This is a genomic window from Microbispora sp. H13382, assembly GCF_014161445.1.
Lineage (GTDB): Bacteria > Actinomycetota > Actinomycetes > Streptosporangiales > Streptosporangiaceae > Microbispora.
Window position 1 is genome coordinate 41,455 of the sequence record NZ_JABBXA010000031.1, and the last position, 18,369, is coordinate 59,823.

The window sequence follows — 18,369 nt, forward strand, 5'->3', positions numbered from 1 at the left end:
GGGGGGTGCCTCAGGACTGGGTCGTGAGGTTCGGAGTCCGCTGGGCGAACGTGATGACGATGTCCCTGCCGTTGGCGTAGCTGACCACCGGCCGCTGCAGCATCTCACCCACCCTGCGGGCGACCGTCTGCCACAGATCCACCATCTCCGGGCTGTCGGCGGTGATCCTGAACCGGCCCTTCGCCACGAGGTGTTCGGCGACGAGCTGCGAGAAGTTGACCTCGCTTCGCACCCTCTCCTCCGCGTCGAGGGGGGTTCGCCGGGGGGCGGGCTGCGTTCCGGAAGGGTGGGTCATCGCTGATCTCCTCGTGATCGCCGTCCGCTCAGCATGCCACCCGGGGGGCGGCGCCGGGCGTCCGCGCGACTCAGGCGATCGAGCCGGACCAGTTGTTGGCGGCGGCCTTGTAGACGCCGTAGGTCTCGCCGTCGAAGTACGGAGAGACGCTGGTGTCGATCCGCTTGTTGCCGTCGGTGTCGGAGACGCCGCTGGTGACGCCGTTGAGGTAGCCGAGCCGCTTGGCGCTGCTGTACCTCAGCAGCCACGACGAGCCCGAGGAGCCCTCACCGGTGAAGGACGACTTGACGCCCACGAGCTCCTCGCCCTTGACCGCGGGGGCCTTGGCGGCGAAGGTCTTGCCGTACGACCACTTGAGGGTCTGGCCGGTGAAGGCGTGGTTGCCGTCCGGGTGCGACCCGCTCGGGTAGCCGAACACGTAGACCGAGCTGCCGACCTTCTGGTTGTAGGCCAGGCCCTGGCCGCCGACGTTGTTCTCGAGCCGGCCGACGTCGGTGAACTTGACGACGTAGTACTTGCCGCCCTGGCTCTTGCGGATGAAGCGGTCGTACTTGAGGTAGGTCTTCCTGTCGACCTGCTTCCAGTTCCACTCGGCGATGTTGCGCAGGTCGCCGCCGCGCCCCGCCTTGATGCCGTTGTAGACGGTCACGAAGGCGTAGTCGCGGTCGCCGTCCTCGTAGACGTCGAAGTCGTAGTGCGTGTAGGCCGTCTTGCCGACGTAGATGCCCCACGGCGCCTTGCCCTGGTAGTAGCCGGGGATGAAGACCCAGCGGTCCAGGGTGGCCTTGTTCGTCTTGGTGTCGTATACGCAGTGCCCGGCCGTGGCGACCAGGTTGCCGTACTTCGACTGGACGGAGGTCGCGCTGCACCAGTGCGGCCTGCCGTCGCCGCCGCGGAAGAAGACCTTGCCGGTGGTGCGCGGCAGGTTCACGTTCTTCAGGGAGCCGCCCGACTTGCCGCCGCCGGTGGGCGAGACGGTGCCGGGCTTGCTGTCGGCGGACGGCCCGCCGGTCGAGACGTGCTTGGCGCTGACCCGGCTCTCGTACCCGTACGGGGTGGCGCGGACCAGGTTGGAGGCCTTCTGGTTGAGCCAGTAGGCGATGACGTTCTTCGCGGCGATGCCGCTCGCGGCCAGGGGGTCGGAGGCCGTGTCACCGGCCGCCTGCGCCGGGACCGCGATGGTGGCCCCGATGAGGCCGGCCGCGGCCACACCCCCGATGGGGACGATCAGACGGTTGACTCGGGTGCTCATAGAACTCCAGGTGCTGTCGTGGTACGCCACATGCGTCCCACCCGTGTGTAAAGGGCTAGTAAAGACAGTACCTCTCGCCTTTATTCGATTTTTACGTGGTTTTTGGGGTGTGGTGTCCGTGACTTTTCTGTGACTCCTAACAGGACTTGTCAGGGTCGAGATCATGCCGTGACATCAGTGCAGGTCCACTCGGATGCCTTCCGTGTCAAATCACGCACTGTCCGCAGCCGGATCGGATGGCGGGGTGTGACGTGAATCACACAGGAGCCTGTCGAGGCCCGGAGAGTCAGCCCGTGCTCTGCTTGCTCGCCTGGGTGTACACCCGTCGCGTCAGCTGGTTGAAGTACGGCGTGGAGACGGCGTCGAGGCGTCCGCCGCCGCTGAGGTTCCAGGTCAGGCTGGTGATTCCGGTGAGGTAACCGGTCCGCTTGGCGGCGTCGTAGCCGATCACCCACGGGCCGCCGCTCGCGCCGGCGGTGAACGGGCAGCCCGGCAGCCGCACCCCGTGTTCGAGCTGCCATGTTGGCGCGCTGACGAACTTCTTCTCGGTGGTGCCGTCGCAGGACTTCACCGTCTGGCCGGTGTACGGGCGGCTGCCGTCGGGGTGGGCCCCGGCCGGGTAGCCGAAGACGGAGGTCGGTTGTCCGGTCGGCTTGCCGGAGGCGAAATGGAAGGCGCCCACCTTGTCCTCCAGGCGGCCCACGTCGACCGACCGGTACTTGAGCCTGCCGTTCTCCACGTACGGCTGCCAGGTGAAGCCCCGGTGCACGGTCACGAAGGCGTAGTCGCGGTCGAAGTCGCCCTGGCCGGCGAAGTCCTCGTGCATGTAGAGCGTGTGGCCGACGAAGATGCCGGAGGGGGCGACGCCGTCGTGGTAGCCGGGGATGAAGACCCAGTTGTCCACCGTCTTGTCCTGGGCCAGCGCGTACGCGCAGTGCCCGGCGGTGGCGACGAGGTTGCGGCGGGCGGAGTGCACCGCGGAGGCGGAGCACCAGTACTCCTTGTCGCCGACCTTGAAGAAGACCTTGCCCACCATCGGAGGGGAGGCAGCGGGAGGGGGCGCCGCGGCGCGCGGCGCGACCGCGCGCGGTGTCGCGTCCCCCGGGCCCACCTCCACCAGGGAGGGCGTGCTCTTGGTCGAGGGCGACGGCTTCGTGCTCGGCACGTAGCTGCTCGCCTGCTTGAGCCGCTCCGGGCTCCAGTACGCCGCCACCCGTTGCTCGTCGGCCTGACGGGGGGCGAGGGGGAAGGCGCTGACCCCGTTCTTGCCGATGCCCGCCGCGGCGGAGACCGTCGTCGTGGTGACGCTCGACGCGGCGGTCGCGGGAACGGCGGGTCCCTGACTCCACAGCACGGCGACCGCACTCGCGGCGGCGACGCCACCGGCGGCGAGTGTCAGCTTCCTGGTCACCGTGGGACCTCTCGTTGTGGAGATATGGATAGTAAGGGGTGATTTTTCCAGATCCACACGGTTGTGGCATCCCTTCTTGCCCAGCTCGTTATGAATCCAGCGGAACCGATGTGGTCTGTGGTACGTCAGATTTCGTTGCGGTCCGGAGTGGGCGCTTGCCCTCGGGGGCTCCCCTGAGAACGCTGGTCACCAGCGGAAACGGGGGGATCGCATGAAACCGCTGCTTGTTCTCCTGGCCGGTGCGGCGCTGGCCGCCGGCCCCTCTGCCCAGGCCTGGGCCCATCCCGGCGCGGCCGGCGACGGCGGAAGTATCGCCCGATCCGGGCCGCTCGGGCCCGTGACGCCCGCGAGGGCGGGTGCGGCGCCGGCGCGGAGGGCCACCCTGCCGGCTCCGCCGCCACCCGAGATCGCCCTGCGGGCCGCCCGGTCGCCGGCCTCCCGGGTGCGGGCGGTGATCCTGACCATCGCGGACGGCGAGCAGCCGGAACCCGCGACGCGGTCGGCCTTCCTGAACTGCGCTCCGGTGGGCGGCTCACACCCCGCCCCGGAGAAGGCGTGCGCCTGGCTGAACCGGTCGGGCCGCGACCCGGGCGCCCTGCGGGTGAACGGAACCGAGCCCTGCACGATGATCTACGCACCTGTCACGGTCACCGCCAGCGGCATCTGGGACGGGAAGTACTTCCAGTTCCGGCGTACCTTCGGCAACGACTGTGAGAAGCGGTCGGCCGCCGGGGAACTGTTCGACTTCTGACACGCGCAGCAAACCGCACCCGGCGTACGGGGGACGTAAAGGTCGAAGACGCGATGGCCGCGCGGTCAGGTGTCCGCTCTCGCCGGATCCACCGGTTGGCGGCCACCGCCGTGGAGGTCGCCGAGGGACGACGTCAGCAGTGTGCGGAACGTCTCGGCGAGGTGCCGCGCGGTCGTGGCGGAGAACAGGTGGGCCGCGTAGTCCAGGAAGCCGAGGTGTTCGCCGTCGTCGACGACGAACGTGAAACTGAGGTCGGCCCAGGGCAGCCCCGGCCCCACGCGGAGCCGCCGGGCGGTCGCGCCCGGGAGGTCGATGCGTGGCCGCCCGGGCTCGTCGACCACGATCAGAGTGCGGCACAGTCGCATGGCGCCGGACCGCGACCTGCGGATGAGCCGGACGAGGTCGTGCTGGGTCACGTTCCGGTGGACGAGGGCCTCGTGGACCTTCCGCTTGGTCTGCCTGACGAGGTCCGCGTACGACTGGCCGGGGGCGAGCCGCAGCCGGAGCGGCAGGAGCCTGGTGAGCGGGGCGATCATCTGATCGCGGTCGGCGGCGCCCCGGTAGGACACCGGAGTGCCCACGATGACGTCGCGTGCGCCGCCGGCGGCGTGCAGGAGAAGGGCCGTCGTCGCGGCGAGCAGAACCAGGGGCGTGGTGTGGAGCCTGCGGCAGGCGGCGCGGAGGTTCTCGGCGAGTGCGGCGTCGAGCGCGAACGCCACCCGGTCGCAGTGGGGCGGTGCTCCCGGTGCCAGGGTCGGGGGAATCGTGGTCGCCGTGTCGGGAGACAGGCCGCGCAGGTTGTCGAGCCAGTAGGTCAGCGCCGCCGGGTCGCGTGGCGTCGAGCGTTGCCGGATGGCGTACGGACCGGGCTGCATGGAAGGCGGCGCCGACCGTAGGGGACGGTGTTCGACGCAGGCGCGGTAGTGCTCGGCGAACTCCCGCATGAAGGTGCGCATGGCCCAGTCGTCGGCCACGACGCGGTGGAACTGGACACAGAGGATCATCGCCTCGGGCGACATCTCCAGGAGGGTGGCGCGCATGGGGCTCGCGGCCAGGTCGATCGGCCGCCGGGCGAGTTCCCGCAGCTTCACCGCGGCCTGCTCGGGGGAGCACGTGTGGTGGGCCATCTCCGGCACGTTCCGCGCGGGCAGGACGACCTGGAGCAGTTGGTCTCCGTCCAGGACGAACCGGCTTCGCAGTGCCTCGTGACGGGCCACGATCCGGGCGACCGCCGAGGCGGCGGCCTGCCGGTCGACGTGCCCGCGTAGCTCCAGAGCGAAGGATTCGAGGTGGTGGGACGGCCCGTCGCCGTGCCGGCCGTCGAGCCATATCGACTCCTGTTCCAGCGTCATGGGATAGGTCCACGACGGCGTCGTGAGCGCCTTCCCCGGGGAGTCGTCGCCGGCCCGGCTCGGACGCCGCCGAGTCTCACCCGCCGGCCGGGGGAGGACGCCCGGCGGCCCGCCCTTCCGGATGCCCGTGCCGAAGTCGGTTCTCACGGAGCCTTCCCGCGATCTGCTCATGGTTTGGGTTCCCCCGTCGTCGAGTGCGGGTCCCGGAGGGGCGTCGGCGATCGAGCCGACGCCTTCGGCGATCTCAGCGGTGATTGCCTTTTCAAGTACAAGCGCGGGAAAGCCAACGCTTGTGCGGGCTTTCGCGTACCGCGCCCGTCCCTATCCTGTGCGTGCGCACGAAGGGTGAGAGGTCCCGAAAGACTCGGGCGGTGAACGGCGAGGATGAGCGTGACTTGACGAAGCAGGTGCTAATGGCTGATCGCTCTATAGCAATATCGTCAACGTATTCGCGGCCCCGCCGGCCCGTCAAGGCCGGCCGTACCGTCCCGGGACGGTACGGCCGCCCGTACGTGCTCAGACCTGTCGCCGGTGTGCAACTGTACGGCTGTGCACTCGCACACTTTTTCCGGATGGTGATGGTGGAACGTGCCAGGCTGATGCCGGCGAATTCCAATTGCGGGGCGTGCAAGCCGGACTGCGGTCGGTGACAGCCCGGGACCCCTCGGCGCCGTGGTGCTGTTCACAGCCGAACTTGACACTTTGCGCGGCTCCGGGTTAACGTCGAAATACATTTCTGTGGCAGGCGCGTCCGGCGTTCATTCTGACCGGCCCTGCGCGGCGTCGTCGAATCGTTTTATTCGGCACGCTCATCCAGTGAAGTCTCTCGCCGTACCGATCACTGACAGGGCCGTCCGGGCGGTGACGCGGTGGGGCGGAAACCGTCCGGGCCGCGGGCTCACCCGGCCGTCTCCGCTCGGCGGCGCCTGCCGGGCGGGCGCTGATCAGGCGACCCGTCGAGCGGTATGAGCAGGCAATATCTGTCCGCAGTCAGGCGAGCGACGCCCGTTGCCGGGCGTGGCGCCGGTTCCCGGCCCTCCGGCCCGTTCTGTGGGAGCGGTGTCATGACGCGCTGCTCCTTCCGCGGACGCACCGGATTGTGTCGCACAAGTCGCATCCGCCGCACAATCACCACTCGGATTGCGCACGAGCCCGAATTCGGATCGGTCCACAGCGAAAACACTGATCTGGTCGGCGCCGATTCCTCTGCTTACACATTGCCTCCGCCGCCGGGGCGTGCTTAGCATGCGTCGGTCGAGGAATGAAACCGGCCAATGAAACCATCGGGAGGCTCGTTGTGCACTGCCGGAGGGTGCCGAGATCACACGGCGGTCCGTTGACAGGATTATGTGCAGGCGTGACGTGAGCGACTCTCCGGGGCGCGACTCCGGTCCTCATCGCCACCGCGGGTGTCGTCCGGAGTTGCGTGCGCCGATCTGTGGGTTTTCCTGAAACGGTCGGGAGCAAATGGAATACGGCCGGTATCCGCCGGGTCACCGGACGGTGTGCCGCCCGGCCGGCCACGTCGCACTCGTCCGCCGCCGGATAAAAGCCGGGGAGGACTGGACTCACATTCTGCATACGGGTGATGACGCATGGAAGAAAATCGTGGGAACGGTTCGGATCCGGATGGTTATTGTGCCGCCGAGGGCCGGTGGAGCGATTTTCCGGTCCCGCCCTCACTTGCGAGGTCGCGGGTGCTGTCGATCGGCTCGCTGCTGCCGCCGAGGTCGCTGCGTCTCGAGGGTGAGAACGTCGAGCACACCCGTGTGCTGGCAGAGCTACGGGTCGCCCTCCCGCCGATCATCGTCCATCACCCGTCCATGCGGATCATCGACGGGATGCACCGCGTCGCGGCCGCGAGGCGGCGTGGCGAAACGACGATCCACGCCGTGCTGTTCACCGGGGACGAGCGTGAGGCGTTCGCTCTCGCGGTGCGGGCCAACACCGCACACGGTCTGCCGCTCTCGTACGCCGACAGAGCGGCCGCGGCGGTCGAGATCCTGCGTTACTTCCCGGGCCGGTCGGACCGCTGGGTGGCGGCGACCACGGGACTGAGCGCGGCGACGGTCAAGAACATCCGGGACCGGACGATACCTCCGGGCCAGGAGCCCGGGAAACGCATGGGCAGGGACGGCCGTATGCGGCCGGTGAACGGCAGCGCCGGGCGTAAGCACGTGCAGGAACTGGTGGAGAAGAATCCCGGCGCCTCGCTTCGGCAACTCGCCCGCGCGGCCGGGGTCTCTCCCAACACCGTGCGCGAAGTGCGCAGACGCATGCTGCAGGAGAAGGACACCGCACCGGACGCCGGGAAGACGGCCGGACAGGAAGACCGGGCCGCCTCCGGCGAGGTCGCCGCCCAGGTGACCGAGCCGTCCATTCCCGAGCCGCACATCCCCGAGCCGTCCATCGACGGAGTGCTGCGGCGGTTGAGCAAGGATCCGTCGCTCCGGTTCACGGAGTCGGGGCGTAGCACCATCCGGTGGTTCTTCTCGCGGGTCCTACGGCCCCGCGAATGGGCCGGCGTCATCGACGGCCTGCCCCCGCACACCGCCTTCGTCCTGGCCGCCGTGGCCGACAGGTGCGCCGCCGAATGGCGGGATCTCGCGTGCCGTCTGCGCGATGTGGGCGGGTCCGAATCCGATCGGGGGAAAGGCTCCCCGAGACGCCGATCCGGGTCGTGGCGCGGAAACGGCCGGACCCGGGCGGGTCCCGACTTCCGGTCGTCACCGGGTGTGGACGGTCCGGCGGTCTAGATCCGTTCGGCCTCTCCGCGTGACCGCGCACGCCGCCTCCCCGGCCCGATTCCCGCGCAATCCGCACCGCACCGGACAAGCAGCCGACGAGGGAAGATGGATATGAAGGAGACGCAGATGGCGGGCACGGGCGGAAATCCGCTGGATTTCGCCGCGGCCGCCCCCTCGTATATCAGCGACGTCCTGTATCTGATCGCCTCCGGTTACGAGGACCTGGTCGACTGCGAGGCCGTCGAGCGGCTCAACCAGGCGAACATCAGCTTCGTCCGGGGGGAATTCGTCAACGCGCTCGGCCTGATCGAGGCCGTTCTGGCCGATCTGGACAGGTCACAGCCCGCCTACACGAGCATCGCGGCGTTCAGGATGCTCCTGCAGTCCGTGGTCGGCCCCGATCCCGACCGCTGGAAGGCGGACGTCGACGAGAGACTCCTCGCCGTTCCCGGACCCCCCAAAGTCGTCCACCTCTGTATCGAGTCGGACCGGCTCTGGCACTCGGGCCGGCTCTTCCAGGGGCTCAGGCTGAACCAGCACGCGCTCCAGCAGTCCCGGCACGATTGCGGCCAATGGCACCTTTACGCCCTCGTCCTCCTGGCCAAGAAGCTCACCGACATGCATCTCCGCGGGCAGGCGCACAGGCTGGTCGGCAAGGTCGAGGCATGTGTCCACGACTCCGGGCTGCTGGCCTTCGAGCCCGTGGTGGAAGCCCTGCGGTCGTCCCTGCACCTGCAGGCCGGCGCGTTCGAGAAGGCGCTGGCGTCCGTCGCCGAGACGCTGGAGGTCGCCCAGCGCCGGGGATCGATAATCGGGGTCGAGCTCGCGCTCTCGGTGGCGGCCGTGACCCATCTCCGTCTCGGGAACCGCGACGAGGCGGCCGCGTGCCTCAAGCTGTTCCACGCCCGGAACGGGCAGCACACTCCGGCCGACACCAGGGCGCGGGCGGCCTTCGCCGAGATCTCCCTGGTGGCCGCGGAGGAGGGACCGCGTGCGGGCGCCGAGGAGATCCGGGACCGGTGGCATCTCCTCGCGACCGAGTCGGCGTGCTTCGCCGAGGACGTCACCCGGCCGGCCTGGCTGGTGGCCGTCGCGCTCCGGGCGGGGGACGCCGCGCTGGCCGAGCGGGCGCTGTGCGCGATCGAACGGCTGGCCGGCGACAACCGCGAGGTCCAGCTGCTCGCGGTCGCCGAAGAGCACGCGCGGGCCGTGTACCGGGGCGACGGCCGGTCGCTCCCGCTGCCGCTGGACCTCGACGCCGGCGCCCGTCCCGGAACCGGCGCCGCTCTCGCCACGTCGCAGGAGCCGAAGAGATCGTCGGTGCCGCCCCGGGTCCGCCCGGCCCGGCAGGCCGCGTCGGCGGCCAGGCCCGCCTGCCCGCCGACGCTCACCGCCCGGGAAAGCGAGGTCGCGACTCTCGTGTCGCGCGGCATGACCAACCGGCAGGTCGCCAACGAGCTCGGGCTCTCACCGCACACCGTGAACTTCCACTTACGGCGGATCTTCCGGAAGTTCTCCGTGTCCAGCCGCACCCAGCTCTGCCGGCTCATCGCGCAGACGGGCCCGGTGCCTGCGCCCGGGCTCGGGCCCGGGCGGGACGCCGAGCCGCGGTAGGACGGGCGGGACGATCACCACGCCCGGGCTCGCGTCATCACGGAGCGGAAGGGGCAGGATTCGAACCTGCGTGGGCTTTCACCCGACCGGGTCGCCCCGGTCCTCGTTGGGCCGCTTCGAGTACCCTTCCCTGTCCCGCGTCGCCGGGATCCCTCCCGGTCACAGGATGTTCGTCGTCACAGGATGTTCGTCGCTCGCACCAGGGCCCACAGGGACCGCGGCGACAGTCCGCCGTCGAAGGCGAAATACTCGGGCAAAATCGCCGACGGACCCCACTTGAGCTTGTACTCCAGCTGGCTCTTCGCCGGGTAGACACGATCGCCGTGGTCCGCAATGAGCCGGATGATCCGCGCGCCCGCTCCGCTGGCCGTCGGCAGCTCGTGCTCCTCGTCCAGGCCGGTGAAGGGCGTGAAGCCGAAGTGCAGCCAGGGCGTGCCCAGGGCGCGGAAGTGTTCGACGGCGTGGAAGTTGATCGCCTCCATGACGCCGGGCGGGCAGTCGGGCAGGCGGCGGCTCAGGTCGTGCAGCCAGCCGGGGCGCGAGCCGTACACGGGGGCGAAGGAGACGTACGCGACGGGCCTGCCGCCGATCGTCCCGAGGAACAGCTTGCGCAGCGGCTGCCACTCCCCGCCGATCTCGCCGATCAGGAATGTCAGCTCCTTGGTGTGCCGGCCCTTGTCGCGCAGCCAGCGTGCGTCGATCTCGGCGACGTCTTCGGCGTATCGGGTGGCGTCCACGACCGCTGTCTCGAGGCCGGCGCGCAACGCGCGGGATATCTTGTTGCGCAGTTTGAGGAACCGTTTTCCGCGCAGGTTGAAATCCGCCAGCTCCACGGCATAGGACGCACCGACCTGATTCACGGTGAATCCCAGCTCGGCGAACAGTTCCGCGTCCGCGCGCTGAAGCTGCACGCCGATGACACGGCGGCCGCCGGCGTGGGCGTGCTCGATGAACCTGGTTTGCAGCTCCTTCCTGGTCGCGGCGCCGGTGAACGGCCCGCCGAACTGCAGCCACCTGCGTCCGTGCGGCCGGTAGCACACGAAACCGTCGATCCCTGGCCAGGCGAAGTACTCGTTGCCGCGGTTGAGGGCGAGGAACGCGCTCGGGTTGTCCGCGTGCCGTTCGAGGCCGGACAGGATGTCGTCCCGGCTCTGCAACCGGGGCGAGTCGGGCGCCTTCATGCCTGCTCCCAACGGTTCGGAGTTCGTCGGTCCCGACCCTAGGGACCTCCTCTGACGTCGGGTCGACGCCGCGCCCCCGGTCATGTCAGGGCTGTGTCAGGGCCGGCTCCAATACTTGCGAAGCATGTCCTCGGCGGTGCGCCTCGAAAACGCGCCACCGGCTGTCAGAAACGCCTGGAACGCGGATTGCGGGGTCGTGGTGGCGGCGAACATCACCGAAACCCAACGAGTGCCTTCGTTGGGCAGCTTTGTTCGAGGTAAGGACGTCGAGAGCGGCAAATGGGTGTACAGCCTTCGGCCGCGCGCGGTTCTGGATGACTCGTTCGCCAGCCTGACGCTGAAACGCAGGCTGGAATCCGGCGTGATGTCCCTCGACGAGGCGCCGCCGGGCGTGATCGCCGGCCGCGTCGCGCTGGCGGAGGACGAGACCATCGAGGACGCGCTGGCCGCGGCGGCGGAGGCCACGAAGATCTGGCGGTCGGCGCCGTTGTCCACGCGCCTCGACGCCTGGACCGGGCTGATCCGGCGCGTCCTGCTGGACAGGCGCGACGAGCTCATCCACATGCTGACCCTGGAAGGCCACCCGGTGGAGCTGGCGCGCTGGGAGCTGTCCGGGATGCTGGAGCTGACCAGGGCGGAGACCGTCGAGTTCCTGCGCGGCCAGTTGTGGCAGGAGTTCACGGTCGACGGCCGCCGCAACATCGTGAGGCGCCAGGCCGACGGCGTGGTGTGCGTCAGCCCGCCCGCGAACGCGCCGCTGGTCAGCGCGCTGCTCGGCGCCGTGAGCATCGCGGGGGGCAACGCCGTCGTCGTCCGCGCGCCCCGGGCGGCGCCCTTCGCCGTCTCCCACGTCCTGCGTACGATGATCGTCCCGACCCTGGAGGAGCTCGGCGCCCCGCCCGGCACGCTCAACATCGTCTGCGGCAGCCCGGGGCGCATGCTCGACACCTGGATCGCCAGCCCGCACGTCAACGACATCATGTACTTCGGCGACACCCCCACCGGGCTGAAAATCGAGCGCCGCTGCGTCGAGATGGGCAAGAAGCCGATCCTCGAACTGGCCGGCAACGACGTCGTCCTGATCTGGAAGGACGCCGACCTGGACGCGGCCGCGGCCGCGCTGACGGAGAGCTTCTACGGGTCCGGGCAGCTCTGCATGGTCCCGAACCAGGCGCTGGTCCACCCGGAGGTGGCCGACGAGCTGATCAGCCGGGTGGCGGCCAGGGCGGAGGCGCTGCGGCCCGGCTACCCCGAAGAGGACGGCGTGCTGCTGTCGCCGGTGCTGCGCCACGACCGGTTCGACGAGTTCCTCGCGGAGGCGGTCGAGGCCGGTGCCACCGTCGTCACCGGCGGGCAGGGCATGCAGATCGACGGCACTCCGGACGCCTCCGGGTTCTTCCTGCAGCCGACGGTGCTCCGGATCGACGGCCTGGGCGGCGCGCGCGACCTCAAGGCCGTGCGGGAGGAGACGTTCTTCCCGCTGCTGCCCGTCGTCGTGCCCGAGCCGGCGGACGACGAGATCCTGCTTGACGCCTTCATCGGGTTCGTCAACTCCAACCGGTACGGCCTGCGCAACTCGCTGTGGGCCAGGGACGAATCCGTGATCGGCAGGTATGTGGCGGAGACCGCCGGAGGCGGCCTGCTCAAGGTCAACGACTCGCACATCGCGTTCACCGCGCCCCTGCCGTCGCACGGCGGCACCGGGCTGACCGGCGGCGCCTTCGGCGAGGCCAACTATCCCGCCCTCCGGGCCACGCACCTGCAGGGCATCTCGATCGTCACCGGCGAATCCGGGTCAGCGGCCTGAGGAGGGGCGGCTCCATGCGAACGATGGATGAAGCACGCGCGGTCTGTGAGCGGCACCTGCCGGGCCTGCTGGCCAAGCTGGCGGCCGTTCCGCTGCTCGAGCTGGAGAAGCCGGGCAACCCCGCGCTCGAGCTGTTCAAGGCGAGCGGCGGGCCGGGGCTGGTGATCCCCAAGGCGTACGAGGGGCGCGGCGTCACGCCGATGGAGGCGATCCAGGTCACCCGTGCGATCGGCGCGGCGGCCCCCTCTCTGTCGGTGGCCTCGACGATGCACCACTTCTCGGTGGCGACCATCTTCGCCCTCGCGGAGAGCCTGCGCTCCAGCGGAGTCGAGTGGGCGCTGCTGGAGGGCATCGCCACCCAGAACCTGCTGGTGTCCTCGGCGTTCGCCGAAGGCAACCCCGGCCAGGGCATCCTGTCGCCCACCGTCACCGGCGTACGCAAGGAGGACGGGGTCGTCGTCAACGGGTCCAAGCGGCCCTGCAGCATGTCGCGCTCCATGGACCTGCTCTCGGCGAGCATCGCGGTGCCCGGCGAGGACGGCGGGTCCGAGGTCATGCTGATGCTCGTCCCCAAGGAGACGCCGGGGCTGTCGGTGCATCCGTTCTGGGGGAGCGACGTGCTGGCCGGCGCGGAAAGCGACGAGGTGCGGCTGACCGACGTGTACGTCGACAACCGCCTCCTCGTCCCCACCGAGGTCGGTGAGCAGGGCGAGCTGGACGAGCTGCAGACCGTCGGCTTCATGTGGTTCGAGATGCTCATCACCTCCTGCTATCTCGGCATGGTCAGCGCGCTGGCCGAGCGGGCGCTGGCGAGCGGGAAGCTCGGCGCCGACCTCGCGGCCGAGCTCGGCGTGCGGCTGGAGACGGCCACGCTCCTGCTGGAGAGGATCGCCGCGCAGCTCATGGCGCGGGAGAGCGACAACGCCGCCCTCGCCAAGGCGATGATCGCCCGGTACGGCGCGCAGGAGGCGATCCTGGACGCCGAGAAGCGGGCCGTCGAGGCGCTGGGCGGGATGGCGTTCATCTCCTCGCCGGAGGTCGCCTACCTCGCCGCGGCCGCCCACTGCGTCACCTTCCATCCGCCCTCGCGCTCCGGTACGCGCCGGCACCTGGCCGCGTACTTCCAGGGCGACGTCCTGCGCGTCTCGTGAGGACCTGCCGATGCTCGAGAACCTTGTGACGTACGACGCCGGGATGAGCGACGAACAGGTGTCGGCTCTGTACCGGCGCACGATGAGCTCCGGCCGTGCCCGCCTGGCCGAGGTGCTGGGCGGGCAGGTGGAGGTGGAGTCGTCGGGCGCGTGGCTCACCACCAGCGACGGCCGGCGCCTGCTCAACGTCGGCGGGTACGGCGTGCTCATCAGCGGCGCCCGCCACCCGATCGTGGTGGCCGAGGTCGAGCGGCAGCTGCACAGGCACCCCGTCGGGACGAGGATCTTCCTCGACCCGGTGGCCGCCCGCGCCGCCGAGCTCCTGACCTCCGTGACCCCTCCCGGCCTGACCCGGGTGCACTTCTCCGGCTCGGGGGCCGAGGCGGTCGAGGCCGCCATCAAGATCGCGAGGCTCAACGGGCGGCGTCACCTCGTGGCGATGACCGGCGGCTACCACGGCAAGACGCTGGGCGCGCTGTCGGTGACCGCGAAAGACGCCTTCAGGGAGCCGTTCCACCCGCTGCTGCCGGGGGTGTCGCACGTGCCGTTCGGCGACGTGCAGGCGCTCACCGCCGTCCTGCGGCAGCACCCGGGCGAGTGCTGCGTCATCGTCGAACCCGTCCAGGGCGAGGGCGGCGTGGTGATCCCGCCGGAGGGCTACCTCGGCGACGTGCGCGCGGTGTGCTCCGAGTACGGCGCGCTGCTGGTCGCCGACGAGGTGCAGACGGGCCTCGGCCGGCTGGGGGCGTGGTGGGGCGTCGACCTGGAAGGGGTGCGCCCGGACATCCTGCTGTCCGGCAAGGCGCTCGGCGGCGGCGTCATGCCGGTCGCCGCGACCATCGCCACCGAGGAGACCTTCGCGGTCCTCGACCGGGATCCGGTCCTGCACACCTCCACCTTCTCCGCGGCTCCGATCGCCATGGCCGCCGTGTGCGGCGCGATCCGGGCGATCCGCGAGGACGACCTGGTCGGGCGGGCCGCCCGGCTCGGTGAGCGGCTCACCCCCGAACTGCGGCGGATCACGGCGGCGGGCCTGGTCCACCAGCGGCACGAGGTGCGCGGCCTCGGCCTGCTCATCGGGATCGAGTTCGCCGACCCCGCGACGGCGATCGAACTCTTCATGGCACTGGTCGCCCACGACGTCGTGGCGAACGTGTCCCTGAGCTCCGACCACGTCGTCCGGCTCACGCCGCCCGCGACGCTGGGCGAATCAGAGATCGCCTTCCTTCTGGAACGGTTCGAGCGGGCGGTCGCGCTGGTCGCCGAGCAGAACCCCGAGTACGAGGTGCATGCGGATGCGTAGTGTCGAACTCACCCTGAACTCGCCCGTGGACGCGGACTTCGCGTTCCAGCGGATCACCGAGTTCGAGCGATATCCCGACTTCGTGGACGAGGTCCGCTCGGTCGTCGTGCGGGACAACGACGGCGAGACGCTGGTCAGCGAGTGGGACATCCTGTTCCGCAACGGCCCGTTGCGCTGGTCGGAGGCCGACTACATCCAGCGCGGCGCACGCCGCATCGTCTTCGAGCAGACCGCCGGCGACTTCGACGTGTTCCGCGGGACGTGGCGGGTCGAGCCCGCCGCGACGGGCTCCGTGATCACCTTCGAGGCCACGTTCGACTTCGGCATCCCGAGCCTGGCCGGAGTGCTGGAGCCGATCGCGGCCAAGGTGCTCAAGGAGGCGATCGCCACCATCGTGCACCGGCTGCTGGGAGAGGCGACCGTCGTCGGCGAGCCCGCGATCGCCGTGGCCGTACGCGCCCGGCTCGAACGTCAGCGCGCGGCCGTCGAATCGGCCTAGGCCCCGGGAGGATGGCATGGACCACGCGAACCGTTTCCAGAGCCTGGTCACCTACCGGCTGCTCCGCGCGGAGTACGCCGTCGCCCTCGTCGTGTGCTCGGTGCTGTTCCTCTGGCACATCCGCGAGGTGCGATGGCTGCCGGCCGTGGCGCTGTTCGCCTACATCGACGTGATCGGCTACATCCCGGGGGCGATCGCCTTCAGGCGCGCCCGCGGCCGCCCCATCTCCAAGGTCTACTACGTGCTCTACAACACGATGCACAGCATGGTGACCCAGGCCGTGGTGGTGGGGGTGTGGGCCGCGGTCGCCGGCTTCGAGTGGGCCCTGCTGGTGGTGCCGATCCACCTGTGCGGTGACCGCGCGCTCTTCGGCAACTTCCTCAAGTCCTTCAGCGTGCCGTTCGAACCCGCGGTGATCCCGCAGTTCGCGGAGTTCGACAGGCGCGTCTTCGGGCGGGACGACGCGAAGCTCGCCGTCCCCACGCGGATTTGACCGGAACGGTGAGGAACGCGATGTCTCAGAGCCTGGAACGCCCTCTCATCATCGGCGCGGGGCCGGGAGGTCTCGCGGTCGCCTGGACGCTGAAGGAGGCGGGACTCGACCCCCTCCTGCTCGACCGGGGCGAGGTCCCCTGCTCCACCTGGCACAGCTACTACCCCTCGATGCGGATGAACTCCTGGCGGCGGCTCAGCCACCTGCCGGGCAGGAAGCTGTCGGCCGAGTACGGCCCCTGGCCGATGCGGGACGACTTCCTCGCCTACATCAAGGCGTACGTCCGGGACCTCGACCCGGACATCCGCTTCGGGACCGAGGCGCGGCGGATCGACCGCGAGGACGGCCGGTGGGTGGTGCGCACCTCCGGCGGCGACCTGACGACCGGGAACGTCGTGGTCGCCACCGGCCTGCACCGCACGCCGTACGTGCCGGACTGGCCCGGCCTGGACGAGTTCGAGGGCGAATTCCTGCACGCCCGGGACTACCGGGTGCCCGGGCCCTACGTCGGCAAGGACGTCCTGGTGGTCGGCTGCGGGCCGACGGGGATCGACATCGCGGTGGCGGTGATGCGGGCCGGCGCCTCCCGGGTCCGCATGTCGATCCGGAACACCCCGGTGCTGTTCAAGCTCAGCCCGGTCACGTCGCTGCTGAGCCAGGCCATCAAACACGGGCCGCTGCCGGACTGGCTGGTCAACCGGGGCAGTCTGCTGATGCACCGGTGGCACTGGGGGGACCTCACGCCGTACGGCCTGGCCCCGCCCACCGAGGGGACGCTGGCGGGCACGGCCCGGATCGGGCACGCCTACGGCGCGATCGACCGCGGCCTGATCCCCGCCGTCCGGGAGGGGTCGATCGAGATCGTCCCGGGCGTCGCCGGGTTCGACAGGAAGGCCGTGATGCTCGAGGGAGGCGCCGGCATCAAGCCGGACGTCGTCATCGCCGCGACCGGCCAGCGGCCCGGCATCGACGGGCTGGTCGGGCACCTCGGCGTGCTGGAACGGCCCGGCGGACGGCCGGCCGTGCACGGCGGCAGGTGCGCCCCGCACGCGCCGGGACTGTACTTCCAGGGGTTCCGGCTGCCGCCGGGGCAGCTGCCCGACATGGCCTTGGACGCCCACGCGATCGCCCAGGCGATCACCGGGACCCGCCGGTTCAACCCCCTCCGGGTCCTGGGGATCGCATGGTGAGCGGGCGGCCGGACGGCCCGGCGAACGGTCTCGGACCGCACTGGGCCGGCGCCGGCTCCACCGGCCCGCGCCCCCGCCTGCACGGCCCGCACCGCTGTGACGTCGCCATCGTCGGCGCCGGCCTGACCGGACTGTCCACGGCGGTGGAACTGCTGGAACTCGACCCGGACCGCCGGGTCGTCGTGATCGAGGCCGACCAGGTGGCGGCCGGCGCGAGCGGCCGGGGGACGGGCCTGCTGGGGCCGCGTATCGGCCCGGCTCTGACGGTCGCCCGCCGTCGCTACGGCGACGACGTGGCGCGGGCCGCCCACCGCTGGTCGGTCTCCGCCGTCCGGCACGTCCTGGACCTGGTGGAGCGCCATCGGATCCCCTGCGACCTGACGCCGGGCGGTCAGCTCGTCGTCGCGTCCGGCGACACGGCCGCCGAGGAGCAGGCGCGCGAGGCCGAGGCCGCCCGCGCCCTCGGCCTGGACATCCCCCTGGTCACCCGCGAGGCGCTGCCCAGGATCGGCGCCTCCTACACCAGCGGGCTGCGGTACGCCCCCGCCGCGACCCTGGACCCGGCCGCGCTGACCGCGCACCTGGCCCGGATCGGCGAGCAGCGCGGACTGACCGTCTTCGAGCGCAGCCCGGTCCGCGACGTACGGCCCGGCCTGCTGATCACCGTCGTCACCGATCACGGCGAGGTCGTCGCCGACCACGTCGTCATCGCGACCAACGCCTACGGCGGCCCGGGAGCGCCGGCGGGAGTCGTGGGCGTGCGGGTGCAGGCCGGGGTCACCGAGAAGCTGCCGGACGCGGTGCTGGGCGCGCTGTCGCCGCTCACGGCCGAGCCGCTGATCGGGCACGGCGAGCTGTCGCCGTACTTCCGGCTCACCTCCGACGGGCGGCTCGTCGTGGGCGGAGGGGCGATCCGGCGCGGGCCGTACGGTTCGTTCGCGCCGTCCCCCGGGAAGCTCCGCGCGGCGGTACGGGAACTGTCCCCGCTCCTGGCCGAGGTGGAGCTCGAGTCGGCGTGGGCGGGACCGATCGGTGTGACGCGCGACGGCCTGCCGGTCGTCGGCCGCCACCCGCACGACCCGGAGCTGTATCACGCGGGCGGGTGCAACGGGCACGGGCTCGCGGCCTCGGTCTACCACGGCGCCCGGCTCGCGTCCTGGATCGCGCACGGCGACGAGCACGCTCCGCGTCGCCTGCCCTGGGTCCGGGCGAAGGCCCCGTGGGTGCCCCGGGGACGTCTCGTGGACCGCGCCCTCGACCGGTACCTGTCGCATCTCACCGCAGTGTCCGACGTGTCGTGACGTCGCGTCCCGTCAGAGAGGA

15 protein-coding genes and 1 tRNA gene are annotated in these 18,369 nt (G+C 70.6%); 10 read left to right on the top strand and 6 right to left on the bottom strand.

Annotation, left to right across the window (positions count from 1 at the left end; genetic code table 11):
• Positions 1-10: 10 nt before the first annotated feature.
• The 3 genes from HHX41_RS37700 to HHX41_RS37710 form a co-directional block, all read right to left on the bottom strand.
• Positions 11-295, bottom strand: a complete 285-nt coding sequence (locus HHX41_RS37700) for a hypothetical protein (protein ID WP_182909763.1) — start codon at positions 293-295, stop codon at positions 11-13.
• A gap of 70 nt (positions 296-365) precedes the next feature.
• The gene (locus HHX41_RS37705; RefSeq protein ID WP_182909764.1) at positions 366-1,547 is read right to left on the bottom strand and encodes a serine protease; all 1,182 of its coding nucleotides are present in this window, start codon (positions 1,545-1,547) and stop codon (positions 366-368) included.
• Positions 1,548-1,833: 286 nt separating this feature from the next.
• Positions 1,834-2,958 (bottom strand): trypsin-like serine protease, encoded by a 1,125-nt coding sequence (locus HHX41_RS37710; protein ID WP_169988178.1) that lies wholly within the window; start codon positions 2,956-2,958, stop codon positions 1,834-1,836.
• A gap of 211 nt (positions 2,959-3,169) precedes the next feature.
• On the opposite strand from HHX41_RS37710, the gene HHX41_RS37715 reads away from it, so the two are divergent.
• Positions 3,170-3,709: an SSI family serine proteinase inhibitor gene (locus HHX41_RS37715; RefSeq protein WP_182909765.1), complete on the top strand. Its 540-nt coding sequence runs from the start codon at positions 3,170-3,172 to the stop codon at positions 3,707-3,709.
• 65 nt (positions 3,710-3,774) lie between these two features.
• On the opposite strand, the gene HHX41_RS37720 is transcribed toward HHX41_RS37715, so the two are convergent.
• Complete coding sequence (locus HHX41_RS37720; RefSeq protein WP_182909766.1) at positions 3,775-5,208, bottom strand: condensation domain-containing protein; 1,434 nt, start codon at positions 5,206-5,208, stop codon at positions 3,775-3,777.
• Between the two features lie 1,550 nt (positions 5,209-6,758).
• Here HHX41_RS37720 and HHX41_RS37725 point away from each other — a divergent pair.
• Both HHX41_RS37725 and HHX41_RS37730 read left to right on the top strand, forming a co-directional pair.
• Positions 6,759-7,817 (top strand): ParB/RepB/Spo0J family partition protein, encoded by a 1,059-nt coding sequence (locus HHX41_RS37725; RefSeq protein WP_182909767.1) that lies wholly within the window; start codon positions 6,759-6,761, stop codon positions 7,815-7,817.
• 102 nt (positions 7,818-7,919) lie between these two features.
• On the top strand, positions 7,920-9,422 hold the full coding sequence (locus HHX41_RS37730) for a helix-turn-helix transcriptional regulator (protein WP_182909768.1): 1,503 nt from the start codon (positions 7,920-7,922) through the stop codon (positions 9,420-9,422).
• A gap of 45 nt (positions 9,423-9,467) precedes the next feature.
• On the opposite strand, the gene HHX41_RS37735 is transcribed toward HHX41_RS37730, so the two are convergent.
• Together HHX41_RS37735 and HHX41_RS37740 are read right to left on the bottom strand one after the other, a co-directional pair.
• Positions 9,468-9,552: transfer RNA gene (locus HHX41_RS37735), tRNA-Arg, on the bottom strand.
• A 46-nt stretch (positions 9,553-9,598) separates the two neighbouring features.
• Positions 9,599-10,603: a bifunctional lysylphosphatidylglycerol flippase/synthetase MprF gene (locus HHX41_RS37740; protein ID WP_169988188.1), complete on the bottom strand. Its 1,005-nt coding sequence runs from the start codon at positions 10,601-10,603 to the stop codon at positions 9,599-9,601.
• A gap of 364 nt (positions 10,604-10,967) precedes the next feature.
• On the opposite strand from HHX41_RS37740, the gene HHX41_RS37745 reads away from it, so the two are divergent.
• From HHX41_RS37745 to HHX41_RS37775, 7 genes are read left to right on the top strand one after another with little or no spacing between them, the layout of a single operon-like run.
• Entirely contained in the window at positions 10,968-12,410 is a 1,443-nt protein-coding gene (locus HHX41_RS37745) for an aldehyde dehydrogenase (RefSeq protein WP_211593221.1), read from the top strand.
• 14 nt (positions 12,411-12,424) lie between these two features.
• Positions 12,425-13,561: an acyl-CoA dehydrogenase family protein gene (locus HHX41_RS37750; protein WP_182909769.1), complete on the top strand. Its 1,137-nt coding sequence runs from the start codon at positions 12,425-12,427 to the stop codon at positions 13,559-13,561.
• A 10-nt stretch (positions 13,562-13,571) separates the two neighbouring features.
• Entirely contained in the window at positions 13,572-14,864 is a 1,293-nt protein-coding gene (locus HHX41_RS37755) for an aspartate aminotransferase family protein (protein WP_220504796.1), read from the top strand.
• Entirely contained in the window at positions 14,857-15,363 is a 507-nt protein-coding gene (locus HHX41_RS37760; RefSeq protein ID WP_169988194.1) for a type II toxin-antitoxin system RatA family toxin, read from the top strand. The genes HHX41_RS37755 and HHX41_RS37760 overlap by 8 nt, the downstream gene beginning before the upstream one ends.
• 16 nt (positions 15,364-15,379) lie before the next feature.
• On the top strand, positions 15,380-15,856 hold the full coding sequence (locus HHX41_RS37765) for a hypothetical protein (protein WP_169988196.1): 477 nt from the start codon (positions 15,380-15,382) through the stop codon (positions 15,854-15,856).
• A gap of 20 nt (positions 15,857-15,876) precedes the next feature.
• Entirely contained in the window at positions 15,877-17,046 is a 1,170-nt protein-coding gene (locus HHX41_RS37770) for an NAD(P)/FAD-dependent oxidoreductase (RefSeq protein ID WP_169988198.1), read from the top strand.
• Positions 17,043-18,347, top strand: a complete 1,305-nt coding sequence (locus HHX41_RS37775; protein WP_182909770.1) for an FAD-binding oxidoreductase — start codon at positions 17,043-17,045, stop codon at positions 18,345-18,347. Before HHX41_RS37770 ends, HHX41_RS37775 begins: the two co-directional genes overlap by 4 nt.
• Positions 18,348-18,369 lie beyond the last annotated feature (22 nt).

What these genes read in the sequence shown, in the direction of transcription:
- HHX41_RS37770 (WP_169988198.1), top strand. Translation starts at nt 15,877, where the DNA reads ATGTCTCAGAGCCTGGAACGCCCTCTCATCATCGGCGCGGGGCCGGGA.
- HHX41_RS37715 (WP_182909765.1), top strand. Translation starts at nt 3,170, where the DNA reads ATGAAACCGCTGCTTGTTCTCCTGGCCGGTGCGGCGCTGGCCGCCGGC.
- HHX41_RS37745 (WP_211593221.1), top strand. Translation starts at nt 10,968, where the DNA reads ATGTCCCTCGACGAGGCGCCGCCGGGCGTGATCGCCGGCCGCGTCGCG.
- HHX41_RS37705 (WP_182909764.1), bottom strand. Translation starts at nt 1,547, where the DNA reads ATGAGCACCCGAGTCAACCGTCTGATCGTCCCCATCGGGGGTGTGGCC.
- HHX41_RS37730 (WP_182909768.1), top strand. Translation starts at nt 7,920, where the DNA reads ATGAAGGAGACGCAGATGGCGGGCACGGGCGGAAATCCGCTGGATTTC.
- HHX41_RS37700 (WP_182909763.1), bottom strand. Translation starts at nt 295, where the DNA reads ATGACCCACCCTTCCGGAACGCAGCCCGCCCCCCGGCGAACCCCCCTC.
- HHX41_RS37755 (WP_220504796.1), top strand. Translation starts at nt 13,572, where the DNA reads ATGCTCGAGAACCTTGTGACGTACGACGCCGGGATGAGCGACGAACAG.
- HHX41_RS37760 (WP_169988194.1), top strand. Translation starts at nt 14,857, where the DNA reads ATGCGTAGTGTCGAACTCACCCTGAACTCGCCCGTGGACGCGGACTTC.
- HHX41_RS37740 (WP_169988188.1), bottom strand. Translation starts at nt 10,603, where the DNA reads ATGAAGGCGCCCGACTCGCCCCGGTTGCAGAGCCGGGACGACATCCTG.
- HHX41_RS37765 (WP_169988196.1), top strand. Translation starts at nt 15,380, where the DNA reads ATGGACCACGCGAACCGTTTCCAGAGCCTGGTCACCTACCGGCTGCTC.
- HHX41_RS37750 (WP_182909769.1), top strand. Translation starts at nt 12,425, where the DNA reads ATGCGAACGATGGATGAAGCACGCGCGGTCTGTGAGCGGCACCTGCCG.